The organism is uncultured Friedmanniella sp. (assembly GCF_964244005.1).
Lineage (GTDB): Bacteria > Actinomycetota > Actinomycetes > Propionibacteriales > Propionibacteriaceae > Microlunatus.
In genome coordinates this window covers 28,460-53,407 of record NZ_CAXTHG010000022.1, presented here as the reverse complement: position 1 = coordinate 53,407, position 24,948 = coordinate 28,460, and the positions used below count along the sequence as shown (strand labels likewise).

Annotated in this window: 22 protein-coding genes and 1 pseudogene; 10 read left to right on the top strand and 13 right to left on the bottom strand. The window is 71.0% G+C overall.

Features of this window, described 5'->3' with window-relative positions; translation table 11 throughout:
- Positions 1–10: 10 nt before the first annotated feature.
- Together ACFE76_RS14370 and ACFE76_RS14365 are read right to left on the bottom strand one after the other, a co-directional pair.
- Entirely contained in the window at positions 11–877 is an 867-nt protein-coding gene (locus ACFE76_RS14370) for a PHP domain-containing protein (protein ID WP_375432444.1), read from the bottom strand.
- A 112-nt stretch (positions 878–989) separates the two neighbouring features.
- The gene (locus ACFE76_RS14365) at positions 990–6,005 is read right to left on the bottom strand and encodes an NAD-glutamate dehydrogenase (RefSeq protein WP_375432443.1); all 5,016 of its coding nucleotides are present in this window, start codon (positions 6,003–6,005) and stop codon (positions 990–992) included.
- A gap of 115 nt (positions 6,006–6,120) precedes the next feature.
- Between ACFE76_RS14365 and ACFE76_RS14360 the strand changes: the two genes are divergently transcribed.
- From ACFE76_RS14360 to ACFE76_RS14345, 4 genes are all read left to right on the top strand, one after another.
- On the top strand, positions 6,121–6,591 hold the full coding sequence (locus tag ACFE76_RS14360) for a DUF2505 domain-containing protein (RefSeq protein ID WP_375432442.1): 471 nt from the start codon (positions 6,121–6,123) through the stop codon (positions 6,589–6,591).
- 38 nt (positions 6,592–6,629) lie between these two features.
- Positions 6,630–7,694 (top strand): magnesium and cobalt transport protein CorA, encoded by a 1,065-nt coding sequence (locus ACFE76_RS14355; protein ID WP_375432441.1) that lies wholly within the window; start codon positions 6,630–6,632, stop codon positions 7,692–7,694.
- Between the two features lie 60 nt (positions 7,695–7,754).
- Complete coding sequence (locus ACFE76_RS14350; RefSeq protein WP_375432440.1) at positions 7,755–8,360, top strand: hypothetical protein; 606 nt, start codon at positions 7,755–7,757, stop codon at positions 8,358–8,360.
- Positions 8,361–8,437: 77 nt separating this feature from the next.
- Positions 8,438–8,983: an RNA polymerase sigma factor gene (locus ACFE76_RS14345; protein WP_375432439.1), complete on the top strand. Its 546-nt coding sequence runs from the start codon at positions 8,438–8,440 to the stop codon at positions 8,981–8,983.
- A gap of 67 nt (positions 8,984–9,050) precedes the next feature.
- On the opposite strand, the gene ACFE76_RS14340 is transcribed toward ACFE76_RS14345, so the two are convergent.
- Complete coding sequence (locus ACFE76_RS14340; protein ID WP_375432438.1) at positions 9,051–9,254, bottom strand: cold-shock protein; 204 nt, start codon at positions 9,252–9,254, stop codon at positions 9,051–9,053.
- 276 nt (positions 9,255–9,530) lie between these two features.
- Between ACFE76_RS14340 and ACFE76_RS14335 the strand changes: the two genes are divergently transcribed.
- A complete protein-coding gene (locus tag ACFE76_RS14335; RefSeq protein ID WP_375432437.1) occupies positions 9,531–10,442 on the top strand; it encodes a hypothetical protein in 912 nt (303 codons plus the stop codon).
- 35 nt (positions 10,443–10,477) lie between these two features.
- Here the strand turns inward: ACFE76_RS14335 and ACFE76_RS14330 are convergent, their stop codons facing one another.
- Both ACFE76_RS14330 and ACFE76_RS14325 read right to left on the bottom strand, forming a co-directional pair.
- Positions 10,478–11,284 carry a Ku protein gene (locus tag ACFE76_RS14330; RefSeq protein WP_375432436.1) on the bottom strand — a complete coding sequence of 269 codons (807 nt, stop codon included), beginning with the start codon at positions 11,282–11,284 and terminating at the stop codon, positions 10,478–10,480.
- 55 nt (positions 11,285–11,339) lie between these two features.
- On the bottom strand, positions 11,340–11,804 hold the full coding sequence (locus tag ACFE76_RS14325; protein WP_375432477.1) for a DUF6912 family protein: 465 nt from the start codon (positions 11,802–11,804) through the stop codon (positions 11,340–11,342).
- Positions 11,805–11,860: 56 nt separating this feature from the next.
- Here ACFE76_RS14325 and ACFE76_RS14320 point away from each other — a divergent pair, with 56 nt between their 5' ends.
- The 4 genes from ACFE76_RS14320 (at position 11,861) to ACFE76_RS14305 (ending at position 15,648) form a co-directional block, all read left to right on the top strand.
- The gene (locus ACFE76_RS14320; protein WP_375432435.1) at positions 11,861–12,280 is read left to right on the top strand and encodes a hypothetical protein; all 420 of its coding nucleotides are present in this window, start codon (positions 11,861–11,863) and stop codon (positions 12,278–12,280) included.
- Between the two features lie 6 nt (positions 12,281–12,286).
- Positions 12,287–13,597 carry a hypothetical protein gene (locus tag ACFE76_RS14315; protein ID WP_375432434.1) on the top strand — a complete coding sequence of 437 codons (1,311 nt, stop codon included), beginning with the start codon at positions 12,287–12,289 and terminating at the stop codon, positions 13,595–13,597.
- Positions 13,598–13,650: 53 nt separating this feature from the next.
- Positions 13,651–14,829 carry a Gfo/Idh/MocA family protein gene (locus tag ACFE76_RS14310; protein ID WP_375432433.1) on the top strand — a complete coding sequence of 393 codons (1,179 nt, stop codon included), beginning with the start codon at positions 13,651–13,653 and terminating at the stop codon, positions 14,827–14,829.
- Positions 14,830–14,892: 63 nt separating this feature from the next.
- Complete coding sequence (locus tag ACFE76_RS14305; protein ID WP_375432432.1) at positions 14,893–15,648, top strand: GntR family transcriptional regulator; 756 nt, start codon at positions 14,893–14,895, stop codon at positions 15,646–15,648.
- 66 nt (positions 15,649–15,714) lie between these two features.
- On the opposite strand, the gene ACFE76_RS14300 is transcribed toward ACFE76_RS14305, so the two are convergent.
- Both ACFE76_RS14300 and ACFE76_RS14295 read right to left on the bottom strand, forming a co-directional pair.
- On the bottom strand, positions 15,715–16,206 hold the full coding sequence (locus ACFE76_RS14300; RefSeq protein ID WP_375432476.1) for a phosphoribosyltransferase: 492 nt from the start codon (positions 16,204–16,206) through the stop codon (positions 15,715–15,717).
- Positions 16,207–16,240: 34 nt separating this feature from the next.
- Positions 16,241–16,783 (bottom strand): Rv3235 family protein, encoded by a 543-nt coding sequence (locus ACFE76_RS14295; protein ID WP_375432431.1) that lies wholly within the window; start codon positions 16,781–16,783, stop codon positions 16,241–16,243.
- Positions 16,784–16,946: 163 nt separating this feature from the next.
- On the opposite strand from ACFE76_RS14295, the gene ACFE76_RS14290 reads away from it, so the two are divergent.
- On the top strand, positions 16,947–17,681 hold the full coding sequence (locus ACFE76_RS14290; RefSeq protein ID WP_375432430.1) for a DUF5995 family protein: 735 nt from the start codon (positions 16,947–16,949) through the stop codon (positions 17,679–17,681).
- 141 nt (positions 17,682–17,822) lie between these two features.
- Here the strand turns inward: ACFE76_RS14290 and ACFE76_RS14285 are convergent, their stop codons facing one another.
- From ACFE76_RS14285 to ACFE76_RS14260, 6 genes and pseudogenes are all read right to left on the bottom strand, one after another.
- Positions 17,823–18,842 carry a DUF3048 domain-containing protein gene (locus ACFE76_RS14285; protein WP_375432429.1) on the bottom strand — a complete coding sequence of 340 codons (1,020 nt, stop codon included), beginning with the start codon at positions 18,840–18,842 and terminating at the stop codon, positions 17,823–17,825.
- Between the two features lie 78 nt (positions 18,843–18,920).
- On the bottom strand, positions 18,921–19,115 hold the full coding sequence (locus ACFE76_RS14280) for an SEC-C metal-binding domain-containing protein (RefSeq protein WP_375432475.1): 195 nt from the start codon (positions 19,113–19,115) through the stop codon (positions 18,921–18,923).
- A gap of 112 nt (positions 19,116–19,227) precedes the next feature.
- Positions 19,228–21,893, bottom strand: a pseudogene (gene secA, locus ACFE76_RS14275) (preprotein translocase subunit SecA).
- Positions 21,894–22,046: 153 nt separating this feature from the next.
- Positions 22,047–23,279, bottom strand: a complete 1,233-nt coding sequence (locus ACFE76_RS14270) for a winged helix-turn-helix domain-containing protein (protein ID WP_375432428.1) — start codon at positions 23,277–23,279, stop codon at positions 22,047–22,049.
- A 118-nt stretch (positions 23,280–23,397) separates the two neighbouring features.
- Positions 23,398–24,033, bottom strand: coding sequence for a ribosome hibernation-promoting factor, HPF/YfiA family (gene hpf, locus ACFE76_RS14265; protein WP_375432427.1), 636 nt, complete (start codon positions 24,031–24,033; stop codon positions 23,398–23,400).
- Between the two features lie 161 nt (positions 24,034–24,194).
- Positions 24,195–24,926: a ComF family protein gene (locus ACFE76_RS14260; RefSeq protein WP_375432426.1), complete on the bottom strand. Its 732-nt coding sequence runs from the start codon at positions 24,924–24,926 to the stop codon at positions 24,195–24,197.
- Positions 24,927–24,948 lie beyond the last annotated feature (22 nt).

The window sequence follows — 24,948 nt, the reverse complement described above, 5'->3', positions numbered from 1 at the left end:
TGCCGAGCTGTCAGACTCCAGTTGCCCTCTGGGACAACTGGTTTCTGACAAGTCGGGCCTGGATCTCGGCGAGGACGTCGGGGTCGGTGGTGTTGCAGCCGAGGTCGTGGTCGGTCTTGCCGGTGCCGTGGTAGTCGCTGGAACCGGTGGCCAGCAACCCGAGCCGGCTGGTGAGCTTGCGCAGCCGGCGCCGGGTGTCGCGGTCGTGGTCCTGGTGGTCGACCTCGATCCCGTCCAGGCCGTGCTCGGCGGCCAGGGCGGCCAGCAGTTCCGGCGGTAGCGTCTTCTCCCGGCCCCGGCCCCACGGGTGCGCGATCACCGCGACCCCGCCGGCGGCGTGCACCAGGTCGACGCCGTCGACCAGGTCGAGCGCGTAGCGGGCGACGTGCGCCGGCCCACCGTCGAAGAGGTAGCGGTCGAACGCCTCGGTCCGGTCCTTCACGTGGCCGGCCTCGATCAGGGCGTCGGCGATGTGCGGGCGTCCGACCGAGGGGCTGTCCCCGACCTGGCGCATCACCGCCTCCTCGCTCACCGGCACGCCGAGGGCGGCGAGCTTGGCGAGCACACCCGCCACCCGGCCCTGCCGACCGTCCCGGACCCGCGCGAGCTCTTCGGCCAGCGCCGGGCTGGTCGGGTCGGCGCCGTACGCGAGCAGGTGCACGCTGTCACCCTGCCGGGCGCACGACAGCTCGAGCCCGCGTACCACCTCGACTCCCAGCCGCTCCCCCGCGGCGACCGCGTCGTCCAGCCCGTCGAAGGTGTCGTGGTCGCTCAGGGCCACCACGTCGAGGCCGGCCCGAGCCGCATGTTCCACCAGCTCGGCCGGGGTGTCGGTCCCGTCGCTGATGGAGGAGTGGGTGTGCAGGTCGATCCGCATCCCCCAGACCTACCATGGTGGCCCTCGTCAGTCCCGCGCGTCTTGGTCGGCACGCCCGGGGGACGGGTGTGCGTGCAGCTGGCTCACCGTGCCGGCCCAGTCACTACCGTGATCACTCCGCCTGCGGCAGCAGACCCCGCGCGACCCGCAGTCCCACCGACATCCGGGCGAGGTCGGGCCGGCCCGCGCAGATCGACCGCAGCGTCTTCACGGCCTCCGACGCGCCCGGCACGGACCGCTCCCACTCGGCGACCACCTGCTCGGCGTCCCGGCCAGACTCGGTGTCGTTCGGCTGCTCCAGGTGGGTCAGCGCCTGGGCGGTCAGCCCGGCGTGCACCGCGTGCAGGTCGTCGCGCAGCGCGGCCCTCGCCATGGTCTGCCAGCGGTCGTTCCGGGGCAGCTCGATGATCCGGGTCAACAGCCGGTCCAGCCCCAGCCGGGCGGCCAGGTCGAGGTGCACCTCGGCGATGTCGAGCAGCTCCGCCGAGCTGCGCCCCGCGACCGTCACGATCGTCAGGGCCGCGTACGCCGGCGGCAGCGCGGCGACCGCCCGGGCCAGCGCCGCGGGCACGCCTGCCTTCCGGTAGCGCTCCAGCCGGGCCTCGAAGGCCTCTCGCTCGCGCCCGGGGAGCAGGTCGGGCAGCGCCGTCCGGACCCGGCCGACCCCGTCGCCGAGCTCGTCGACCAGCGCCCGTACGTCGACCGGTCGCCGCCGGCTGACCAGCCAGCGCGTGGCGCGCTCGACCAGGGTGCGCACCTCCAGCCGCAGTACCGTCTGCGTCGCGGCGTCGACCTGGTGGTCGAGCTCACCGATCGCCGCATCGAGGGCGTCGGCGCCGAAGACCGCACGGGCGGCGACGTGGGCCAGCACGATGTCCGCCGGCCCGGCGCCGGTCTCCATCGAGATCCGGTGGAAGCAGCTGATCCCGGCCGAGTCGACGAACCGGTTGACCGCGACCGTCGTGATGATCTCGCGGTGCAGCCTCATGCCCGGCATCTGCGCGGCGTACCGCTCCTGCAGCGCCTGCGGGAAGTAGTGCACCAGGTCCGAGGCGAGGTACTCCTCGTCCGGCAGCGCCGACGCGTCGAGCTCGGACTCCAGGACGATCTTCGTGTACGCGAGCAGGGTGGCCAGCTCGGGTGAGGTCAGACCGCGTTTGGCGCTGCGCCGCAGCTCGAGCTCGTCCTCGCTCGGCAGGAACTCGATCTGGCGGTCCAGCAGCCCGCGCTCCTCGAGCCGGGCCATCCAGTCCTCGTGCACGCCGGCCATCGAGTACGCCTGGTGCTCAGCGTTGGCGAGCGCGAGGTTCTGGCTGTGGTTGTGCGCCAGCACCAGACCGGCCACCTCGTCGGTCATCGAGGCCAGCAGCGCATCCCGGTCGGGCGTGGTCAGCCGGCCGGCCGCGACCTCACCGGCGAGCAGGATCTTGATGTTCACCTCGTGGTCGGAGGTGTCGACCCCGGCGGAGTTGTCCACGAAGTCGGTGTTGATCCGGCCGCCCGCCGTCGCGTACTCGATCCGGCCGCGCTGGGTCAGCCCCAGGTTGCCGCCCTCGCCGACGCAGCGGGCCCGCAGCTCGGACCCGTTCACCCGCAGCGCGTCGTTGGCCTTGTCGCCCACCTCGGCCGAGGACTCGGCGGCGGACTTGACGTAGGTGCCGATGCCACCGTTCCAGAGCAGGTCCACCGGCGCCCTCAGACAGGCGCTGATCAGCTCCGTCGGGGCGAGCGAGGTCACCGACGCCCCGAGGTCCAGGACCTCGCGCAGCTCGGGGCTGACCGCGATGGTCTTCAACGTCCGGGGATAGACCCCGCCGCCGGCGGAGATCAGTGAGGTGTCGTAGTCGGCCCAGCTCGACCGCGGCAGCGCGAACAGCCGCGCCCGCTCGGCCCAGCTGCTCGCGGCGTCCGGGGTGGGGTCGAGGAAGACGTGCCGGTGGTCGAACGCCACGACGAGCCGGATGTGCTTGCTGAGCAGCATGCCGTTGCCGAACACGTCGCCGCTCATGTCGCCGATGCCCACGCAGGTGAAGTCCTCGCGGTCGACGTCCAGCCCGAGCTCGCGGAAGTGCCGGGTGACCGAGGCCCACGCGCCGCGGGCGGTGATGCCCATCGCCTTGTGGTCATAGCCTGCCGACCCGCCGGAGGCGAACGCGTCCCCGAGCCAGAAGCCGCGCCGCAGCGAGATCGCGTTGGCGGTGTCGGAGAAGGTGGCGGTGCCCTTGTCGGCCGCCACCACCAGGTACGGGTCGTCGCCGTCGTAGCGCAGCACGTCGGTCGGCGTGGTGATCGTGCCCTCGACCACGTCGTCGGTGACGTCGAGCAGGCTTTCGATGAAGACCTGGTAGCACCCGGTCCCCTCGGCCAGCCAGGCCTCCCGGTCGAGCGCCGGGTCCGGCAGCCGGCGGGCGTAGAAGCCACCCTTCGCGCCCACCGGCACGATCACGGTGTTCTTCACCATCTGTGCCTTGACCAGGCCGAGGATCTCGGTCCGGAAGTCCTCCGCCCGGTCAGACCAGCGCAGCCCACCGCGCGCGACCGCACCGAAACGCAGGTGGACCCCCTCGACCCGGGGCGAGTAGACGAAGATCTCGAACGCCGGCCGCGGCTCGGGCAGGTCGGGGATCAGCCGCGGCGACAGCTTGATCGCCAGCGCCGGCCGGGCGGCCCCCGATGTCTCGGTCCGGTAGAAGTTGGTGCGGGTGGCGGCGCCGAGCACCGCGAGGTAGGAGCGGACGATCTTGTCGTGGTCGAGGCTGGCCACGTCGTCGAGCCCGGCGGTGACCTCGGCGGTCAGCCACGACACCCGCTCGGTGCGGGCAAGCCAGTCGAGCTCGGCCCCCTCCGCCGAGGACGCCCGCGGGTCGAACTTGGTCTCGAAGAGAGCCACCAGCCGTGCCGCAAGACCGGCGTTCGCGTTCAGCGCCGACGCGATGTAGGCCTGGCTGTAGGTGCTGCCCGCCTGCTGCAGATAGCGGCCGATCGCGCGCAGCACGCTGACCTGACGCCAGTCCAGGCCGGCGCCGAGCACGAGCGCGTTGTAGCCGTCGGCCTCGCTGTCGCCCTCGTAGGAGGCGGCGAACGCGGCCAGGAACCGGTCCCGGACGCCACTGCCCCAGGTACTGGCGACGGCCTCCCGGCCGCCGGGCACGGTGAGCCCGAAGTCGTAGACGAACGCGCGCTCGTCGCGCAGCGCCAGCTCGTACGGCCGTTCGTCGATCACGTCGACGCCCAGCAGGCTGAGGTGCGGCAGGATCTTCGACAGCGACATCGAGGCGTCGCGGCGGAAGATCTTCAGCCGCAGGTCGGCCTCGTCGTCGGCCCGGACGGCTCCGTGCACGGTGAGCGACATCGCCGACGACCCGCTCAGGGCGTCGAGGGCGGTCAGGTCGGCGACGGCCTGGGCCGGGTCGTAGTCCTCCTTGTACGACTCGGGCAGCGCACCGGCCATCACGCCGAGTCGCTCGGCCCCGTCGGTCACGCCGTCGGCGGCCACGAGCTGGTCGGCGAACTCGTCGTCCCACGAACGCGTGGTCGCGGTCAGCTCGCGTTCCAGGGCGGCCACGTCGACCGCGCCGAGCGGCGAGCCGACGGGCATCCGGGTGACGAAGTGCAGCCGGGCCAGCACCGACTCGGTGACCCGCGCGGTGTAGTCGATTGTCGCGCCGCCGAGCCGACGCAGCAGCAGGTCCTCCATCTTGCGCCGGACGGCGGTGGTGTAGCGGTCCCGCGGCAGGTAGACCAGGCAGGAGAGGTAGCGCCCGTACGGATCGGCCCGGACGAACATCCGCACCTGGCGGCGTTCCTTGAGGTGCGCGATCTTCTCCACCGTGACCGACAGCTCGGCGAGCGGGGTCTGGAAGAGCTCGTCGCGCGGGTAGGTCTCCAGCACGTCGAGCACGGCCTTGCCGCCGTGGCTGTGCTCGTCGTAGCCGGTCCGGCCCAGGACGGCCACGGCCTTCTGCCGCAGCACCGGCACCCGGGCGACGCTCTCGGAATAGGCCGAGGAGGAGAACAGGCCGAGGAAGCGCCGTTCGCCGACCACCCGGCCGTCGTCGTCGAAGAGCCGCAGCCCGAGGTAGTCCAGGTAGGCCGGCCGGTGCACCCGCGACCGGGAGTTGTCCTTGGTGACGACCATCAGCTCCGCCCCCGCACCCGGCTGGGATCCGGTATTCGCGAGGGGCAGCGCGTGGAAGGCGCCCGGGTCGTCGGCGTCGCCGCGCAGGATGCCCAGCCCCGTTCCCGGGACGACGGTGTAGCGGACCCGGTCGTCTCCGACCCCGTCGGCGACACTCGCGGCGACACTCTCTGGGCTCGCGCTCTCCGACGTCAGCCGGTACTCGCGATAGCCGAGGTAGGTGAAGTGGTCGGCGTTCAGCCAGCCGAGCAGCTCCCGCGCCAGGGCAACCGCCGCCGCGCGATCGGGAGCGGCGGCGCCGGGCAGATCGGTGGGGCGGCCGAGCAGCTCCGCGGTCTCGCCGGCCCGGGCCATCATGGCGTCCCAGTCCTGGACCGTGTCACTGACGAGCCCGAGCACCTCGCGCAGTCCGCGCTCGAGGTCGGGTCCGAGCTGGTCGGGGTCCTCGGGGCGGGCCGGCGGCAGGATCTCCAGGTGCATCCACGACTCCGCGAGCACGCCCAGCTCGGTCCGGGCGTCGCTGCGGGCGATCGTCAGCAGGGTGCCCGCGTCGTCGCGGCGGACGTACAGCTGGGGGTGGAACACCTCCCGGACGCTCCAGCCCTGGCGCAGCACCTCCATGGTGAGGGAGTCGACGAGGAAGGGTCGGTCGTCGGTGACGACCTGGACGACCGTGGCGCCGCCGGCGGTCCAGCCGTCGGCCCGACCCGGCGTCCGGATGGTGATCACGGCGGTGCCGGTGGGGCGGGCCAGCGCGGACCGGTAGTGGCTCTCGACCAGGCCGAGCAGGTCCGGCACCGTACGGGAGTCGACGTCGGCCGGGTCGACGTGCCGGAAGTAGTGGGTGAGGAAATCCGCGACCTGGTCCGGGTCCTGGCCGAGCGCCGCCGCGACGGCGGCTCCCGCGGCCGCCACCTCGGCGACCTTGGACATCTTCTGCTGCTCCTGCTGCTCGTCGGACACCACAGTGACCGGGTCTGCTGCCGCCACGTCGAACCGTCCTCGCTCCCGCGTCGCACACCGCCGCGTCTGGGCTCTCGACCCTAGTAGTCCGTGGCTGCCGGGTTCGGGCTCCCCCGGTTCGGCGCGCTGTCAGAATGGGCGCATGGACATCACCACGCGGATCGAGTTCGCCGCCCAGCCCCAGGACGTGTACGCGATGATGACGGACCAGGCCTACCTGGCCGAGGTCTGCCAGGCGACGGACTCGCGCACGTACGAGGCCACGGTCGTGGGGTCGACGACAAAGACCACCCGCACGTTCGCGGCTCCCGACGCGGTTGCTCGCTTCACCGGCGGCGAGCTGACCGTCACCGAGGAGACCGTCTGGGGTCCGGCCGGCGCCGACGGTCAGCAGACCGGGAACCTCACCATGACGGTGAAGGGCCAGCCGGTGAGCCTGAAGGGGCACGTCGTCGTCGCGGCCGGCGGTCCGGGCACGGTGGTCCAGCTGACCGGCGACCTCAAGGTCGCGATCCCGCTCTTGGGCAAGAAGCTGGAGCAGTCCACCGCGCCCGCCGTGCTGGAGGGGTTCAAGACCCAGCAGGAGGTCGGCGCCCGCTGGCTGGCCCGCTGACTGACGCGGTCCGGGGCGACGAGGGAGGGGAAGGACCCGTGGCGGAACTGGTCAGCCAGGCCGGCGAGGACGCCCCGGGCCCGCGCCCGGGCCTGGTCGACAACGCGATCTACGTCGACGGCCGACGCACCGCCAGCCCCGGCAACCTGGACGAGACCTTCGAGCTGATGCGGGAGCGCCGCGGGATGGCCTGGATCGGGCTGTACCGGCCGACGTCGACCGAGATCGAGGCGGTCGCGCAAGAGTTCGGGATGCACAGGCTCGCCGTCGAGGACGCCATCGCGGCTCACCAACGGCCCAAGCTCGAGCACTACGGCGACTTGATCTTTACGGTGCTGCGACCGGCCCGCTATCTCGACGCGACCGAGAAGGTCGAGTTCGGCGAGCTGCACGTCTTCGTCGGCGCCGACTTCGTGGTGACGATCCGGCACGCCGAGTCCCCCGACCTGGCCCGCGTCCGCGCCCGGCTGGAGGAGAGCCGCGACCTCCTGTGCCTCGGACCCGAGGCGGTGCTCTACGCGATCCTCGACCAGGTCGTCGACGAGTACGTGCCGGTGGTGACCGGGCTCCAGAACGACATCGACGAGATCGAGGACCAGCTGTTCTCCGGCGAGCCCGGCGTCACCCGGCGGATCTATGAGCTGACCCGAGAGGTGATCGCCTTCCAGCGCGCCACCAAGCCGCTCGCCGACATGGTGGCCGCGCTCAAGGGCGGTATCGAGAAGGACGCGGTGGACGTGGAGCTGCAGCGGCTGCTGCGGGACGTGGCCGACCACGTGATCCGGATCGTGGAGCGGGTCGACGCCTTCCGGGTACTGCTGCAAAATGCGCTGATGGTGCACACCACGCTCGTCGGCCAGCAGCAGAACGACGAGATGCGCTCGCTCACCCAGACCAGCCTCGACCAGAGCGAGCAGGTCAAGCGGATCTCCAGCTGGGCCGCCATCCTCTTCGCCCCGACGTTGATCGGCACCATCTACGGGATGAACTTCCAGGACATGCCCGAGCTGACCTGGCGGTACGGCTATCCGCTCGCCCTCGCCGCCATGCTGGCCATGGGTGTCGTGCTGTACCTGGTGTTCAAGCGCAAGCGCTGGCTGTAGAGACGCAACACATCGTCCCGTGCCGGCCATGTCCTTGGTGAGACCCACCCAGGAGGACTGATGGACGACGACGAGCTGGACGCCCTGTTGACCCGGGCGCGCCCTGCGCTCGGACCCGAGACCGCCACGGCAGCCCGTGACCTCGCGACGGCCACCCGGCCGGCGTCGCGGGGACGGGTGGCCCGACCTCGGCGACGCCGCCGGGTCTTCTGGGGCGCGGCGGCGGCCGGCGTCGTGATGCTCACCGCGGGCGGGACGCTGACGGCGGCGCAGCTGCACGTGCCGCCGTTCCAGACCCTCGAGCCGGGCGTCGAACGGATATCCACGGCGGTCCCGGTCGACTACGTCGAGCGTTCGGGAAGCCCTGTCACCTGTGAGGCCTTCCTGGAGTTCCGTCAGCTCGACCGCTCGTCGCGCGACCAGGTGACGCGTTACCTGCAGGAACAGGACTGGACGGGCTTCGGGCAGACGGCGTACGACACGGCCGCGGCTCGGACCAAGAGCTCGAGCGAGCCGACGACCACGGATGTCTTCTACGAGATCGTCGACGAGGACCTGGCCGCCGCGGCCACCCGGGCGCTGCCGGGAGTACCGGTCAACGACCGCCACTCCGCGGGTGTGATCTTCAGCGGCAGTGCCATGTCGTGCCGACCGGGCACCCGGTGAACGGGCCAGCGGCCGCGCCCGGTGCCGGACTGGCGACGAGCGCGACTGGCCCGAGCGCCGGGTCTGACGTCACTCGGGTGGAGGACGTGGTCCGCCGTGAGGCACCTGGCCTGCTGTCGTACCTGACTCGGCAGACCGGGTCGCCGGCCGACGCTGCGGACTTGTTGGGCGACGTGCTGGTGGTCATCTGGCGGCGGGTCGACGCGTTGCCCGCAGACGACAGGGACGCGCGGATGTGGCTCTTCGGAGTCGCCCGCCGGGTGCTGTCGACGCACCGCCGTGGCACCGACCGCCGGTCAGCCCTGACGGACCGGTTGCGCACGGTCCACGAGGCCGACGCTGGCGCGACGTTGCCGGCCGAGTCGGACGACCCGAAGGTCGACGCCGTACGCGCATGTCTCGACCGGCTGCCTCCGGCGGACCGCGAGGTCGTGGCCCTGATCCACTGGGACGGCTTCACCGTGACGGAGGCCGCTCACCTCGTGGGTGCCCGTCCGGGTGCGGTCCGGAGCCGCTACCACCGGGCGCGGCTTCGGCTGCGGACGATGGTCGAGGCTGAGCTCGGGCGAGGGGTTGAGAATGCCGAGAAACGCACGAACCGCCGAGGAGCGACGTCCTGGTAGCCAGGAGAGTGTCGCTGCTCAGCGGTTCGTGGTGGTGATCATCCCGCTCGCGTGGAGCGGGAGAAGATCAGATCGGGCGGACCTTGTCGGCCTGCGGGCCCTTCGGGCCCTGGGTGGTGTCGAACTCGACACGCTGACCCTCGTCGAGCGAACGGAAGCCGGTCGACTCGATCGCGCTGTAGTGCACGAAGACGTCGGGGCCACCCCCGTCAACCTCAATGAAGCCGAAGCCCTTTTCGCCGTTGAACCACTTGACGGTTCCCTGTGCCATGGAAATCTCCTAGATATCGAGGCCGCACTTCACGGCTCTCGAACGCTGTTAGACGTTGGACCCGTACCAACGCCCATCAAGATTTTGGGGACGCAGCACTTACCACGACACAAGACCTCTACAGCGCTTTCAGTCTCGCACACTTGATCCCGTCCCGGTAGCCGGGTGGGCTGGTGCTCTGCCCAGCCGCGCCGAGCCGCAGTACGATCCGGTCATCGACCCCATTCCGGTCGCCCGTGGAGGCGCAGCATGACCCCAGCTGCTGTTCGTACCGTCGTGCGTTCACTGCTGCTCACCGTGGCCGGTCTGGCCCTGGTGCTGAGCGGCGCCCCGCCTGCGAGCGCGGCCACCACCGTCGACCCGTTCGCGCAGGTGGACGCGACCACCGCGGGGTGCGACGGCGTCGTGGTCACCGCCATCACGCCGAGCGTAGGCGTGCGGTACCTCATGGACGGGGCGCCCCTCACCTTCCCGACCGCCCTGTTGCCGTTCGACCGCAGCGGTCAGGTCGAGCTGACCGCCGCAGCGTTGCCCGGCTACGTCCTCGGCCCCAACAACGTCTGGCAGCAGCAGGCCCCCGCCGAGTGCGTCACTGACCTGATCCCCGACAGCGGACCGTTCATCGGCAACGAGCGCACGCTCAGCTGGTGCAGCAGCGACCCGGCGCCGGAGCTGAAGGTGGACGCGATCCCGGCCACGGTGCCCTACACCGGCGGGATCAGCTGGCAGCTCGTCAACGACGCGGGGGCGGTGGTCGCCGCCGGCGAACCGGGTCAGGACGGCGACTACCCGGTCGTCGCTCCCGTCCCGAGGGGACTGCCGTTGGGCCGCTACGACCTCGAGCTGCGCAACACCGCGTCCGACCCGAGCCTGTTCCCGCTCAGCGTCGGTGTGTATCAGTACGAGTGCGTGACGGCCCGGCGGCACCGCGGCGTCGTGGTCTTCACCAACCCGAGCACGCTGGACGCGCGGGTGCTGATCCGCTGGGGAACGCCACCGGCCGACGGCAGCTACACCGACCCGGACGCCGTAGTCACGCTGCCCGCCGGGACGAGCCGCCCCTTCCGACTCCACTCACGCCGTCCCCAGCACCGCCAGCTCAGCTGGGAGGCGGCCCCGCTGGAGCCCGGCCAGCTGATGGGGTCCGGCACGATCACCCTGCCCCGCCGGCACCCCTGGCGGCCCTGAAGGGTGACGGCCCTGAAGGTGGTGGCCCTGGAGGCTCAGCCGGTCTTCGCCTGCTCGGCCGAAGCGCGCCGCTTCTTGGCGGCCTCGACCGAGGCGCGGAGCGCGGCGACCAGGTCGACGACCTCGGCCTCCTTCGGCGCTTCGGCCTCCTCCGGCATGGTGAGGCCCTCGGCCTTGCTCTGCACCAGCGTCTCGACCGCCTCCCGGTAGGAGTCGGTGAACTCCTCCGGCGCGAAGTCCGCCGACAGTGCGTCGATGAAGGACTGCGCCATCGTGACCTCGGCCTTGGAGACGGTCACGCTCTCCGGCGGCGCGGCGAAGGACCCGTCACGCAGCTCGTCCGGCCACAACATCGTGTGCATGACCAGGACGCCGTCCTTCGGGCGGATCAGCGCCAGCGCCTCCCGTGAGCGCAGCGCCACCTTGACCACCGCGCACTGCTCGCTGGCCGTGAGGGCGTCGCGCAGCAGCACGTACGGCTTGACGCCGGGCCCGTCGGCCTGCAGGAAGTAGGTCTTGTTGAAGTAGGTCGGGTCGACCTCCTCGGCGCCGACGAACTGCACGACCTCGACCGACTTGGTGGTGGCGAGCGGCAGCTGGTCGAAGTCCTCCTTGTCGAGGATCACCATCCGGCCGTCGGCCATCTCGTAGCCCTTGGCGATGTCGGCGTACGGGATCTCGTCGCCGTCCAGCTCGCAGACGCGCTTGTACTTGATCCGACCGCCGTCGCTGGCGTGCACCTGCCGGAAGCTGATGTCCTTCTCCTCGGTCGCGGAGTACAGCTTGACCGGGATCGTGACCAGGCCGAAGGAGATGGCGCCCTTCCAGATCGAACGTGGCATGGGCCTAGTGTCCCCCGTCAGCGATCCGGTGCACACCTGGCCACCTGCAGGTCGTTCACACCAGGGCGTCGAGCTCCTCAGGGGCAAACCAGAGCAGGTCGAAGCTGTCGGTCAGGGCCACCACCGCGGGCAGCCCGAGCACGTCGGCGACCGGTACGCCGACGGCCGCGGCAGCCGCGGCGCACACCATCTCTGCCGCCGACTCCTCGTCGGCGAAGAGCGCCTGCACCTGGTCCCAGCGCAGGCCGCCGAGCTCGACCTCCCCCAGCCCGGACCCGCGGTCGGTCACTCCACCGGTCGGCACCTCGACGGCGACCACCAGCCGTCTCGAGCCGACCAGCCCGTCGAGCGCGGCGACGCCCGCGGCACTCAGGGCGGCGTAGTCGGTCTCCTCCTCGTGCGGGTCCGGACCAAGGGCGGCACGCAGCTCCGGCGTGGCCGCGAAGCCGTCGTGCGGACCCGGTCGGGGTGCGGCGCGCAGGGCCACGGCCTGGCTGAGCGGCAGCGGGACGAAGACCATCACCAGCCCACCGTATTACCGTGGGGGACTCCCGATCGGAACGAGGATGAGCTGCCGTGACCTTCTCCCACCGCTCCAGCGCCGCTTCCGTGGTGCTGGTGCTGGGCCTGGCGCTGACCGGGTGCACCAGCGCCACCACCCCGACCGAGGTCCCGTCCTCCTCGAGCAGCACGTCTGCCTCGAGCGGCACGAGCGCTGCCCCAGCCGACACCATCACCATCGACATCACCATCGCCGGCGGCCAGGTGACGCCGAACGGCCAGAAGATCGACGCCCGGGTCGGCCAGCGGGTGGTCGAGAACATCACCTCCGACGTCGACGAGGAAGTCCACGCCCACACCGGCGGTGACGGTTACGAGCTGGAGGTGAAGGCCGGTACGCCGGCGACCGGCGGCTTTGACCTGACCACGCCGGGAAGCTTCGAGATCGAGACCCACCACTCCGGCAAGATCATCGCGATCCTGAACGTCCGCTAGCGGCGCATGCTCGTCCCCCTGCACGGGATCGCCTCCCGTCACGACCTGCCGCTGCCCTTCTCGTTCCTGGTCGTCGGCGCCGCGGTCGCGCTCACCGTCTCGTTCGTGGTGCTGCTGCTGGCCTGGCGTCACCCCCGCTACACCGAGCTGCGCGGCCGGCCGCTGCCGCTCCTGACCCGGCTGGTCGACTCCCCCGTCACCCGGGCTGTCCTCCGGCTGGCCGTCCTCGCCCTGTACGCCTGGGTGGCGCTGGCCCTGATGTTGGGCCGCGACCTGCTGACCAACCCCGTCTTCGGCTTTGTCTTCGTCTGGCTGTGGGTCGGGCTGGTGCCCGTGTCGTTGCTGCTCGGGCCGGTCTGGCGGGTCGCCAACCCGCTGCGAACGGTCCACCGGCTGCTGTGCGCGCTGGCGCGGGTCGACCCCGAGGTCGGGATCCTCACCCTTCCGAGCCGGCTCGGGGTGTGGCCCGCGGCCGTGGGGCTGTTCGGCTTCGCCTGGCTGGAGCTGGTGCAGCCCGACCGGACCACCCTCGCCGTGCTGCGGGTCTGGGTCCTCGCCTGGTTCGTTCTCGGCATCCTGGGCGCGATCGTCTTCGGCTCGCGCTGGATCGGGGCAGCTGACCCGTTCGAGGCGTACGCCACCACCGTCGCGCAGCTGTCGCCGTTCCGCACCGTCAAGGGCGAGCTGCGGCTGGTGCACCCGCTCGGCGGGCTCGCCTCCTGGCGTCCACCGCCTGGCGCGGTCGGGGTGGTCGCGGCGCTGCTCGGCAGCACCGCGTTCGACAGCTTCGCCAACCTCAGCTGGTGGATCCAGACCGTGCAGAGCTCGTCGGTGATCAGCGTGGTCTGGGCCAGCGGCGGCCTGGTGACGATGATCGCCCTGGTGGCGGTCAGCTTTGCCCTCGCCGCCGCCTGGATGGGCCGGTACGGCGACCGGCCCGCCGCCCACTATCCGCGGCTGATGGCGGGCTCGGTCGTGCCGATCGTGGTCGGCTACGCCGTCGCCCACTACTTCACCCTGCTCGTGGTCGAGGGCCAGCACACGGCGGTGCTGCTGTCGGACCCGCTGGGCCGCGGCTGGAACGCCCTCGGCACCGCGGACCTGGCCATCAGCTCCACGATCTTCAACCATCCGACGCTGGTCGCCACCCTGCAGGCGTTCGCGATCGTGGGCGGGCACGTCCTCGGCATCATCAGCGCCCACGAGAAGGCGGTCGCCCTGCTGCCCGAGCGGGACGCGCTCCGCGGCCAGTGGCCGATGCTCGCGGTGATGATCGGCTACACCTGCGCCGGGTTGGTCTTGCTCTTCTCCCCCTGAGCTCAGTCCGCGCCCACCTGGATCGGCTCCACTTGTGCTGACAAACTAGGGACATGGACGCAGGGGAAGCATCCGCGACAGCACAGCCGTTGCGGGTCGGCATCGTCGGACTGGGCTGGATGGGCCAGGTGCACGCGCGGGCGTACCTGCGGCTGCGCCAGCACTACCCAGACTCCCCCTTGGCCCCGGTCCTGGTCGCGGTCGCCGACCCTGCGGCCGGCTCTCAGCTCGACGCGGCGGTGGCGGCGCTCGGGTTCGGGTCGAGGCACGCCGACTGGCAGGAGCTCATCGAGCGGGACGACCTCGACGTGGTCAGCGTCACCGGCCCCAACGCGATCCACCGCGACGTGGGGGTCGCCGTCGCCCGTTCGGGCAAGCACCTCTGGATCGAGAAACCGGCCGGCCGGAACGCTGAGGAGACCCACGAGATCGCGGCGGCGGTCCGGGCGGCGGGGGTCGCGTCCGCGGCCGGGTTCAACTACCGCAACGCCCCGGCCGTCGAGCTGGCCCGCCAGCTGGTCGCCGACGGCCGGCTGGGGACGCTCAGCCACGTCAGCATCCGGCTCTTCGCCGACTACGCCGCCCATCCCGACGGGGCGCTGACCTGGCGTTTCTTCCGGGCCGCGGCCGGCTCTGGGGTGCTCGGCGACCTGGTCAGCCACGGCGTCGACCTCGGCCGTTATGTCGTCGGCGAGATCGAGTCGCTGGTGGCGGACACGGCCACGTTCATCTCGCAGCGACCCGTGGTGGCCGGTACGGCGTCGCACTTCTCCCGTGGGTCCGGCGGCCCGCTCGGCGACGTCGAGAACGAGGACTACGCCTCGGCGCTGCTCCGGTTCGCCGGCGGCGCCCGCGGCACGCTCGAGTCCAGTCGGACCGCGGTCGGCGAGCAGTGCACGTACGGGATCGAGGTGCACGGGACCCGGGGTGCGCTGGCGTGGGACTTCCGCCGGATGGGCGAGCTGCGCGTCTGCCTTGACCAGGACTACCAGAACGCCTCGTGGACGACGCTGTACGTGGCTCCCGGGGCCGGCGAGCTCGGCCACTTCCAGCCGGGCGCTGGCATTGCGATGGGCTACGACGACCTGAAGGTGATCGAGCTCGAACGGCTGGTGCGCTCGATCAGCACCGGCACCGCCGTCGGAGCCACCATCGACGACGCGCTGGCGGCAGCCCGACTGGTGGCGGCGATGAGCACCTCGGCGGTCTCCGGCGCCTGGGTCAGCCCCTGAACCGCACAGGGATTGTGCGGACAACCTGACCTGATTCGCGTTCGGAGCACTTATAGTTCGTCCATGACTGCGGCACCGACGATGCGTGAGCTGGACATCACGCTGGACCGCAACTCGCCCGTCCCGCTCTACCACCAGCTCGCCCAGGCCATCGAGCACGCCATCGCCACCGGCATCCTCGCGCCGGGTGACCGGCTCGAGAACGAGCTGTCGCTGACCAGCCGGCTGGGCCTCTCCCGGCCCACGGCCCGGCAGGCGATCCAAGAGCTGGTCAAGAAGGGGCTGCTGGTCCGCAAGCGCGGCGTCGGCACCCAGGTCGTCCGGTCCCAGTTCCGCCGCGACGAGCGGTTGAGCAGCCTCAACGAGGACCTGGCCAAGGCCGGGAAGCAGCCGAGCACCCAGCTGCTCGAGTTCTCGATCGGCACCCTCGACCCCGACGTCCGCGACGCCATCGACGCGGTCGAGGTCACCGACCGCGAGTTCATCAAGATCCGCCGGCTCCGGCTGGCTGACGACGTCCCGCTGGCCATACTGACGAACTACCTGCCGGCGCAGTTCCAGATCAACGAGGCCGACCTGGTCCGCAGGGGGCTCTACGCCTGCCTGCGCTCCCTCGGGGTCAACCTCAAGATCGCCCACCAGCGGATCTCCGCCCGGTTGATGACCGAGGACGAGGCCGAGCTGCTCGATGAGGAGACCCCGGCCGCCTGCCTCACCGTGGACCGGATCGCCTACGACGACGTCGGCCAGTTCGTCGAGTTCGGGCGCCACCTCTACCACGCGGCGCACTACTCGATCCAGTCGTCACTGGTCGTCTGACCCGCTCCCTGAGCCTGTCCCCTCGTTCCCTGAGCCTGTTCCCCGCCCCCTGAGCCTGTCGAAGGGTCAGGCGTCGCGGACGTCGCTACGCGGGGTGACCGGCGGTTCGGTCGACCAGGGGAAGTTGATCCAGCGGTCGGTGTAGCGCCAGGTGAAGTCGCCCTTGATGATCGAGCGCGGCTTCTCGTACAGCACCGCGGTCCGGACCTCGGCGACGTGACCGGCGCAGAACTGGTGCACCAGCTCTAACGTCTTGCCGGTGTCCGCCACGTCGTCGACGACCAGCACCTTCGCGGCGTCGAGGTCGCGCGCGTCCAGGAACGGCGGCAGCATGACCGGGACGTCCAGCCGGGCGTCGACGCCGGTGTAGAACTCGACGCTGATCGTGAACAGGTTCTTGCAGTCCAGCGCGTACGCCAGCGCCCCGGCCGGCACAAGACCGCCCCGGGCGATGCCGAGCAGGATGTCGGGGGTGAAGTCGCTGTCGGCGACCTGCTGGGCGAGCTCGCGGATGCCCTCGCCGAACAGCCCGTAGGTCAGAATCTCCCTGTCCACCATCTGCCCGTCCACCATCTCCCTGTCCACCACGCCATCATGTCGGGTCCGGCTCGGTCGGCCGACCACCGGGTCCCAGGTCCAGCGCCGTGCAGAGCCAGCGGCTCGGCTGCGCCTCGAGCCGGAAAGCGCACGCCACCGACCGTGTCGCCAGCCGGGCGTGGATGCTGACCTCCACCGCCCCCGTCCGGGGGTACTGAAGCCGCACCGACTGCAGCTTGACCGCCGGCCGCCGCCCCGTCGCGCGATCGCCCGTGGCTTGCCGCAGCCGGGTCAGCTGCTCGGTCAACGCCGTCAGCACCTCCTCGCTCAACCACCGGCTGAGCTGGCTGACCGGGCGCCGCGCGGCGAGCACCTCGAACAGCCGGGTGGCGAGGGCGACGCTCCAGGCCTGGGCGTCCGGCAGCCCGGGCGCGGTCCGGTCGGCGAGGTCCATCGGCTCCGCGAGGACCAACGGTTCTGCGGCCGGCCGCAGGTCCAGCGTGGGCTGGCTGGGGCCCCCCAGGGCCAGCGGCGCCGCCAGCCAACGGTGGGCCTCGGGTCGGCTCTCGGTGAGCGGGGCGACGAGCATGGTGGTCATCGGGCGTCCAATCTCTGCGGTCGGACTCCCAGCCTCGGGCCTGAGGGCCGTCCTGAACCGTGCCGGAAGGCAATCTGTGGACAACTGGGCCCGACTCCGCCAGGGGTCGACCCCCTGGAACCCCCGTGACAAGCCCCAGGCGGTACCGGATGAGACTGGTCCGGTGACCACGACCCCGATCGACGCGCTGGTCGACGAGCTCGACGCCCGGTTGGCCGACCTCCCCGCCGACATCGCTCACCGGGCCGCGTTCCTGGCCACCTACCGCCGGACCACCGAGGCGGTCGGCGCGGCCGTGCGTCGTGGCTCCTTCGCCGACGGCGCCTGGGTCGAGCAGTGGACGGCGGTGTTCGGCCGCTACTTCCTCGACGCCCACGACGCCGACCGCTCCGGCGGTACGCCGACCCGGCCCTGGCGGCTGGCCTTCTCCGTCGCGCCAGACGTGCACCCGCTCGGTCACCTGCTGGTGGGGATGAACGCCCACATCAACTACGACCTGCCCCAGGCGATGCTGGACGTGCTGAGCCCGGCGGACTTCGCCGACCCGGAACGGCTGGCGCTGCGGGTCCTCGACCACGACCGGATCGACGACATCCTCGGTGGCCGGGTCGCGGCCGAGGACGCCGAGCTCGGTGGTCCCCGCCGGGTGGTCGACCGGCTGCTCGGACCTGCGAACCGGCTCGGGTCGCGGCGCTTCCTGGCCGAGTCGCGCGGCAAGGTGTGGGAGAACGTCCTTGCCCTGCAGCAGGCCCGCACCGAGAGCCCGGACGCCTACCGCACTCGGGTGGCCGAGCTCGAGGTGCTGGCGTCGGCGAAGATCGCCGACATCCTGCGCCCCGGCGCCGTCCTGCTCCGGCTGGCCACGACCGGCTTCGGCGTCCGGCTGCCGCCTCCCTGAGCGGGCAGTTCGCTCGGGCACCGAGAGTTTGACTCCTCAACGAGAGCCTGACCCCTCCGCAGACGCTGCTGCGCCCTCTAACCGCTCATGCGCCCGGTGTACGGGGCGTACGAGCGCCGAAGGGGCGCAGCAGCGAGGTTCTCACCCTTGCAGGGTCACCCAGGTCTGGCCGGGGGCGAGCGGGATGTCCTCGCCGTCGGCCGACCGCAGGGTCATCGGCGCGGAGGCGGACTTCCGCGACCAGGTGCCGCGGAACGAGCGGCCGTCGCGATAGACGGTCACCGCACCCGACCCGACGGTGTCGGACATGACCGACGCCGACCCGAGCACGTCGCGGTTGCCGTCGGGATGGTTGTGGACGCGCAGCACCACGACGTTGTCGACCTTGGTGACCGCTCCGGAGTCGCCGTCGACGTAGCGCTGGCCGTTCCAGCGGACGGTGTAGCGGTCGCTGCCGTAGTCGAAGCGGAACGTGTCGTGCCCGACCTTCGACGTCGGGTGCGGCTTGGTACTACCGCCGTTCGGGGTGGCGGCCGCGAAGGTCCAGCCGATGTCGCGGGCCTGGCCCGCCTTTTCCGACGCGGCGATCGACATCAGGTCGACGAAGACGTTGTGCGGCGCGACCCGCCGGTTGTCCCGGGTCGCGCGAAAGATGGGCGTGATCGACGCTTTGTCGATGGTGCGCTGCACCCGCGAGTTCGCCCCGGAGTAGACCAGCCCGGGGCGGCCGAAGAGCGGCAGCAGCTGCGCGTCAGTGCTGCGGGCGCTGCGGACCGGACCGAGCCGGGTCGGAAAGCGGGTGTGAAAAACCGCCACCAACCGCGTCTGCGCCCCCTCGACCTCTTCGGCGACCACGAGATCGGCCTGGCTGAGACCGACCTGCGGCCGCGCCTGGGCGATGTTCTCGATCTTGGCCGCGATCACCTCATGGTCGCTGACCTTGCCGCCGGTCAGCGGATCGGTCGGCTTGGCCGCCTTCGGACTCGGCTTCGGCTTCGGCGACGCCGAGGCTGTGACCGAGGGCGAGGACGCCGGGTCCGCCGAGGGAGCCGCTGGCGCAGACCCACCGCCGGCCAGAGCCACTCCTCCACCGATCACCACCGCGGCCACCGCCGCGACAACGATCGCCGGACGCTTACGTTTCCAGACCCACCTCGCCATGCGGGTGAGGCTAAGCGCTCCGACTGTGCTCAGCGGGCTGACCGGCCGTGGCCCAGCGTGAACTCCTCGAGAACGAGCTCAGCCGCCCGTACGACCGTGGCACATCTTGAACTTCTTCCCGGAGCCGCAGGGACAGGGAGCGTTACGTCCGACGTTGGCGTAGGCGTTGTCGGCTTCGGCCGGAGCGCCGGCGGTCTTGACCGAGCCGTCCTCGTCGGGGGCGGAGTAGGTGAGGGTACGGCCACGGGCAGAGGCCAGCCCCTTGGCCTTCACCTGGGGCCGGGCAGCGGCGACCGGCTCGGACTCCACGGCCACGAGCTCTTCGGCCTCCTCCGGCACGTCCTCACCGTCGACGGCGTGCACTGCGACCCCGAAATCGTCCGGGTCAGGTCCCGACTCCACGAGCGGCCCGTGGTCGTGGCCCTCGTGGCCGTTCGCCGAGCTGCCGTTGCGGCCCGCCCCGTTCTGGCCGACCCCGTTCTGACCGACCCCGTGCTGGCCGGCGCCGTTCTGGCTGGCGCCGATCTGGACGGCCCGGCCGTCGTCGCCGGTCACCACGCCGACCCCCAACGCCGGGGTCTGCTCGACCTCCACCTCGAGGTGGAAGACGAAGCCGACGACCTCCTCCATGAAGGCGTCCATCATCAGCTTGAACATGTCGCCACCCTCGCGCTGGTACTCCACCAGCGGGTCACGCTGGGCCATCGCCCGCAGCCCGATCCCCTCACGCAGGTAGTCCATCTCGTAGAGGTGCTCGCGCCACTTCCGGTCGAGCACCGTGAGCAGCACCCGGCGCTCGAGCTCGCGCATCACCTCAGGAGTGAGCTCGGCCTCCCGCTTGTCGTAGGCGGACTGAGCGTCGGCCTTGAAGTCGGCGGTGAGCTCGGCGAGGTCGAGGTCGTCCCGCTCCTCGTACTCGGCGCGGGAGAGGGAGACCGGGTAGAGCGTGTTCATGTTCGTCCAGAGCTGCTCGAGGTCCCAGTCCTCGGCGAAGCCCTCGGTGGCGGCGTTCACGTACTGCTCGACGACGGTGTCCACCGTCGCCCGCAGCCGGCTCTCGACGTCGGCACCCTCGAGCACCTTGCGGCGATCGCCGTAGACGGCGTGGCGCTGCCGGTTCATCACGTCGTCGTACTTGAGGATGTTCTTCCGGATCTCGAAGTTCTGCGACTCGACCTGGCCCTGCGCGCTGGCGATCGAGGCGCTGACCCGCTTGTTCTCGATCGGCTGGTCGTCGGGCATCTTGAGCGCCTGCAGCACCCACTCGACGATGTCGGACTTGAACAGCCGCATCAGGTCGTCGCCGAGGGAGAGGTAGAAGCGGCTCTCGCCCGGGTCACCCTGACGGCCGGAACGGCCGCGGAGCTGGTTGTCGATCCGTCGGGACTCGTGCCGCTCGGAACCGACCACGTAGAGCCCGCCCGCGTCGACGACCTCCGTGTGCTCGGCGGCGGTCGACTCCTCGAACGTGTGCAGCAGCTCGGGGTACTGCGCCTCGTACTCCTCGGAGTGCTCGACCGGGTCGATCCCTGACTGACGCAGCTTGGCGTCGGCCAGGAACTCCGGGTTGCCGCCGAGGATGATGTCGGTACCGCGGCCGGCCATGTTGGTGGCCACCGTGACCGCGCCCTTGGCGCCGGCCATGGCCACGATCGCGGCTTCCCGCTCGTGCTGCTTGGCGTTCAGGACCTCGTGCGGGACACCCTCGCCCTTGAGCAGCTTGGACAGGATCTCCGACTTGGCCACCGAGGCCGTACCGATCAGGACCGGCTGGCCGGCTTCGTGCCGTTCGGCCACGTCCTTGACGATCGCGTCGAACTTGGCCTCCTCGGTGCGGTAGATCAGGTCGCGCTGGTCGTTGCGGATCATCGGCATGTTGGTGGGGATCGGCACCACACCCAGACCGTAGATCTTCTGGAACTCACTCGCCTCGGTCATCGCCGTACCGGTGGTGCCGGCGAGCTTCTCGTACATCCGGAAGTAGTTCTGCAGCGTGATGGTGGCCAGCGTCTGGTACTCGTCGCGGATCTCCACCCGCTCCTTGGCCTCGATGGCCTGGTGCAGACCCTCGTTGTACCGGCGACCGATCAGCGTCCGGCCGGTGTGCTCGTCCACGATCAGCACCTCGCCGTCCACGACCACGTAGTCGCGGTCGATCTTGAACAGCTCCTTGGCCTTGATCGCGTTGTTCAGGTAGGAGATCAGCGGCGTGTTGGCCGACTCGTAGAGGTTGTCGATGCCGAGCCGGTCCTCGACGACGTCGATGCCCTGCTCGACGATCGCGACCGTGCGCTTCTTCTCGTCGACCTCGTAGTGCTCGTCGCGCTTGAGCCGGTCGACCAGCTTGGCGAACTCGGGGTACCAGCGGTGGCTGTCCTCGGCGGGGCCGGAGATGATCAGCGGCGTCCGGGCCTCGTCGATCAGGATCGAGTCGACCTCGTCCACGATGGCGAAGTGGTGGTCGCGCTGGACGCAGTCCTCCAGCGTCAGGGCCATGTTGTCGCGCAGGTAGTCGAAACCGAACTCGTTGTTGGTGCCGTAGGTGATGTCGGCGTGATAGGCCGCACGGCGTGACGCCGGGTCCATCTGGGACAGGATCGCGCCGACCTCGAGGCCGAGGAAGTGGTGGATCCGGCCCATCTGCTCGGACTGGAACTTGGCCAGGTAGTCGTTCACGGTGATGACGTGGACGCCCCGCCCGGTCAGGGCGTTCAGGTAGGAGGGCAGGGTCAGCACGAGGGTCTTGCCCTCACCGGTCTTCATCTCGGCGATGTTGCCGAGGTGCAGCGCCGCGCCACCCATGATCTGGACGTCGAAGTGCCGCTTGCCGAGCACCCTCATGCTCGCCTCGCGCACGGTGGCGAATGCTTCCGGCATCAGGGCCTCGAGCGTCTCGCCCTTCTCCAGGCGGGCCTTGAACTCGTCGGTCTGACCACGCAGCTCTTCGTCGCTCATCGCGACGAAGTCGTCCTCGATCGCGTTGACCTGCTCGGAGATGCCCTTGAGCCGCTTGAGGATCTTGCCCTCGCCGACCCGCAGCAACCTGTCCATCAAAGCCACGATGGTGCCCTCATCCTCTTGTCGTCACGTCTGTGCACTCCACTGGAGCACTCCGGGGAGCGCCTGTGCGTTCCGCAGGACCGGAGCCGCCACCCGCGGGCCTTCGCGGCCTCCCGAGGGCCGCGCGGCACCGAACGCACTGAGTCATCCTAGTGCCGCCCGCCGGACGGCGTGTTCCAGCGGGGCGGCCAGGTCGCCGCGCGGCAGCACCTGGACGCCGCTGAGCCCGAGCCAGCCGGCCATGGTCGCGAGCTCGGCCGCCAGCTCCTCGACCACCTCGGCGACGTCGTGACCGGGTTCGCCCCAGGCGGCGGCGACCCGCAGCACCCCCGCAGGCCGGTCGGCCTTCAGGTCGACCCGGGCCACGACCGCCTCACCCAGCACGAACGGGTACACGTAGTAGCCGTGCACCCGGCGCGCTTCGGGGACGTAGATCTCGATCCGGTAGAAGAAGTCGAAGAGCTGGTGCAGCCGGGACCGCTCGAAGACGAGCGAGTCGAACGGACTGACCAGCGCTCGCGCCTGGACGCGGCGCGGGATGCGGGCCTCGTGCCACAGGTAGTGCCCGGCCTGCCCAGCGCCCCGCCGACCAAGCTGGACCGGTGACAGCTGCCCCTCCTCCACCAGGTCGCGGATCGCCGGCCGGGTCAGGGTGAGGGAGGTGCGGAAGTAGTCGGCCAGGCTGCGCTCGTCGGCCACCCCCAGCGCCCGAGCGGCCCGCGCCACCAGTCCTCGTACCGCCTCGGCCGGCGTGGGTGTGGGTTGCTCGAACACCGCGCGCGGCAACACCCGCTCTGGCAGGTCGTAGACCCGCTCGAACGAGGAGTTCCGGCGAGCCGCGGTCACCTCGCCGCAGGTGAACAGCCACTCCAGCACCGTCTTGACCGAGGACCAGTTCCAGCCCCAGTGGCTACGGTCGCGTACCTCCTCGACCTCGAGCTGCCGGGCGCTGACCGGTCCGCGGGCCGCCACCTCCTCGCGCACGAAGCGGACCAGGTCGGGCTGTTCGGCCGCCACGCGGGCCATGGTGGCCCAGACCTCGCGGTGCTCGGGCTGCATCCGGAACCGCAACAGGGGGTGCAGCGCCACGTCGAGCAGGCTGGCCGCGTGTCCCCAGTACTCGAAGAGCCTGCGTGGCGCCTCGCCGGCCGCCCGTTCCAGCAGGGCCGTGTCGTAGGGACCGAGCCGGGAGTAGAGCGGCAGGTAGTGCGCCCGCTGCACGACGTTGACCGAGTCGATCTGGAACTGCCCGAGCCGGGCGACCGTGGCCGAGACGTCCCGCATCGTCACCGTCCGGTCCAGCCGGGGCACCCCGAAACCCTGGGCGGCCAGGGCGATCCGGCGGGCCTCGCCACGGCTGATCGACTCTCTGGACACGTCCCGCACGCTAGCGGTCAGCGCTGACAAATCGGCGGGTCACTGCGGCAGCTTCCGATGACGCGAGTCGTGCGCGAAGGGATGGGAGACCCTTCGACAGGCTCCGGGCGCGTGCGGGTCAGCTGGCGACGGTAGCCAGCCGGGCGTCGTCGGTCAGCCGGATCACGCCGTAGTCGTAGGCGTGTCGGCGGTAGACCACGCTCGGCATCTGGTGCTCGGCGTCGATGTAGAGGTAGAAGTCGTGCCCGACGAGCTCCATCTCCATGAGCGCCTGGTCGAGACTCATCGGCACGGCGGTATGGGTCTTCTCGCGCACGACCAGCGGGCCCTCGCCCTGGACCTGCATCCCGGCAACGGTGTAGGTGTCGGAGTCCTCGCCGTCCGCGGCCGCGACGACGGCCTCGGGCTCGGCGGCCGAGCTCTTGAGCGAGGCCAGGCCGTGCTGGCCGTGGTGCACCCGCTTACGGTCAGCGGCCCGCCGCAGCTGGGCCATCAGCCGGTCGAGCGCGATGTCGAACGCGGCCGCCTTGTCGTCGGCTGCCGCCTCGGCCCGGACGACCGGACCTTTGCTGCGCAGCGTGATCTCCACCCGGCAGGCCTGGTCGTGCTGTCGTGGGTTACGTTCCGCCGACACCTCCACCTCGACCCGGATCACCCGATCATCGAGCTTCTCCAGCCGGGTGATCTTGTCCTCGACGAGGGTACGGAACTGGTCGGACACACTGCAGTGGCGGCCCTTCACGACAACATCCATGAAAACCTCTCTCGATCGTGCGGATCGGAAACTAAAAAAGCGCCCCCTTCTCCTCCACCCTGGTCTTACCAGGGGCACAGGAGGAACAGGAGCGCCATGAAGTGACGCTAGCCCCTGGCCCGTCGGCGATCCACGCCGGGGCGCTTTTCCCCAGCGACTTCTCAGGGGATCGACAGGTGCGGGGATCCCTCGGCGGACCGTCGTACGGTCGCCGCCACCGTGGCGGCCCCGACCAGCGGGAGCCCCGCCCTCCGTAGCACCCGGGCCGCCTCGGCGAGGCTGCTGCCGGTTGTCACGAGGTCGTCCACGAGCACCGCCACCGACCCGGCGGCGACGAGTCCGGCGACCTTCGCCGGTCGGCGGACCCGGAGCCCGCCGGCCAGGTTGCGGCCGCGGGCGGCGGCGTCCAGACCCGCCTGGTCGGCGACCCCACCGCGCTGCGCGAGCAGCGAGACCGCCCGGACCCGGTGCCGGCTCGCGAGCTGGCGCGCGGTCAGCCGGGCCAGGGTCGCTGTCGCGTCGTAGCCGCGGCGCCGGACCGCAGCAGCCGCGGAGGGCACGGGGACCAGCACGACGGGCAGACCGGCCGTACCGGGACCGAGCAGCGCGTGCACGCTCTGGGCGAGCCGGTCGGCCAGCACCGGACCCAGCCCCAGGGCCGACCGCTCCTTGTGGGCGATCACCAGCCCTCGGACCAGGTCGTCGTAGGGCGAGCAGGTGGCCGTCGGCGGAAAGCCGTCCGGGCACGGCTCCGGACGGGTCAGGTAGGGCCGGAGCGCCCGCAGCCGGTCACGGCACGCCGGGCAGACGCCCCACCAGGGCCGACCGCACCCGTGGCAGGCCGAGCCGAGCAGCAGGTCGCCAGCCGCCGCGACCCAGGGCTCCAGACGCACCGCAGCAGTGTCCCCCAGGTCA

Coding starts and splice junctions, on each gene's coding strand:
- ACFE76_RS14285 (WP_375432429.1), bottom strand. CDS start 18,842: ATGGCGAGGTGGGTCTGGAAACGTAAGCGTCCGGCGATCGTTGTCGCG.
- ACFE76_RS14325 (WP_375432477.1), bottom strand. CDS start 11,804: ATGGTCTTCGTCCCGCTGCCGCTCAGCCAGGCCGTGGCCCTGCGCGCC.
- ACFE76_RS14305 (WP_375432432.1), top strand. CDS start 14,893: ATGACTGCGGCACCGACGATGCGTGAGCTGGACATCACGCTGGACCGC.
- hpf (WP_375432427.1), bottom strand. CDS start 24,033: ATGGATGTTGTCGTGAAGGGCCGCCACTGCAGTGTGTCCGACCAGTTC.
- ACFE76_RS14310 (WP_375432433.1), top strand. CDS start 13,651: ATGGACGCAGGGGAAGCATCCGCGACAGCACAGCCGTTGCGGGTCGGC.
- ACFE76_RS14350 (WP_375432440.1), top strand. CDS start 7,755: ATGGACGACGACGAGCTGGACGCCCTGTTGACCCGGGCGCGCCCTGCG.
- ACFE76_RS14300 (WP_375432476.1), bottom strand. CDS start 16,206: ATGGTGGACAGGGAGATTCTGACCTACGGGCTGTTCGGCGAGGGCATC.
- ACFE76_RS14370 (WP_375432444.1), bottom strand. CDS start 877: ATGCGGATCGACCTGCACACCCACTCCTCCATCAGCGACGGGACCGAC.
- ACFE76_RS14340 (WP_375432438.1), bottom strand. CDS start 9,254: ATGGCACAGGGAACCGTCAAGTGGTTCAACGGCGAAAAGGGCTTCGGC.
- ACFE76_RS14295 (WP_375432431.1), bottom strand. CDS start 16,783: ATGACCACCATGCTCGTCGCCCCGCTCACCGAGAGCCGACCCGAGGCC.
- ACFE76_RS14330 (WP_375432436.1), bottom strand. CDS start 11,284: ATGCCACGTTCGATCTGGAAGGGCGCCATCTCCTTCGGCCTGGTCACG.
- ACFE76_RS14360 (WP_375432442.1), top strand. CDS start 6,121: ATGGACATCACCACGCGGATCGAGTTCGCCGCCCAGCCCCAGGACGTG.
- ACFE76_RS14315 (WP_375432434.1), top strand. CDS start 12,287: ATGCTCGTCCCCCTGCACGGGATCGCCTCCCGTCACGACCTGCCGCTG.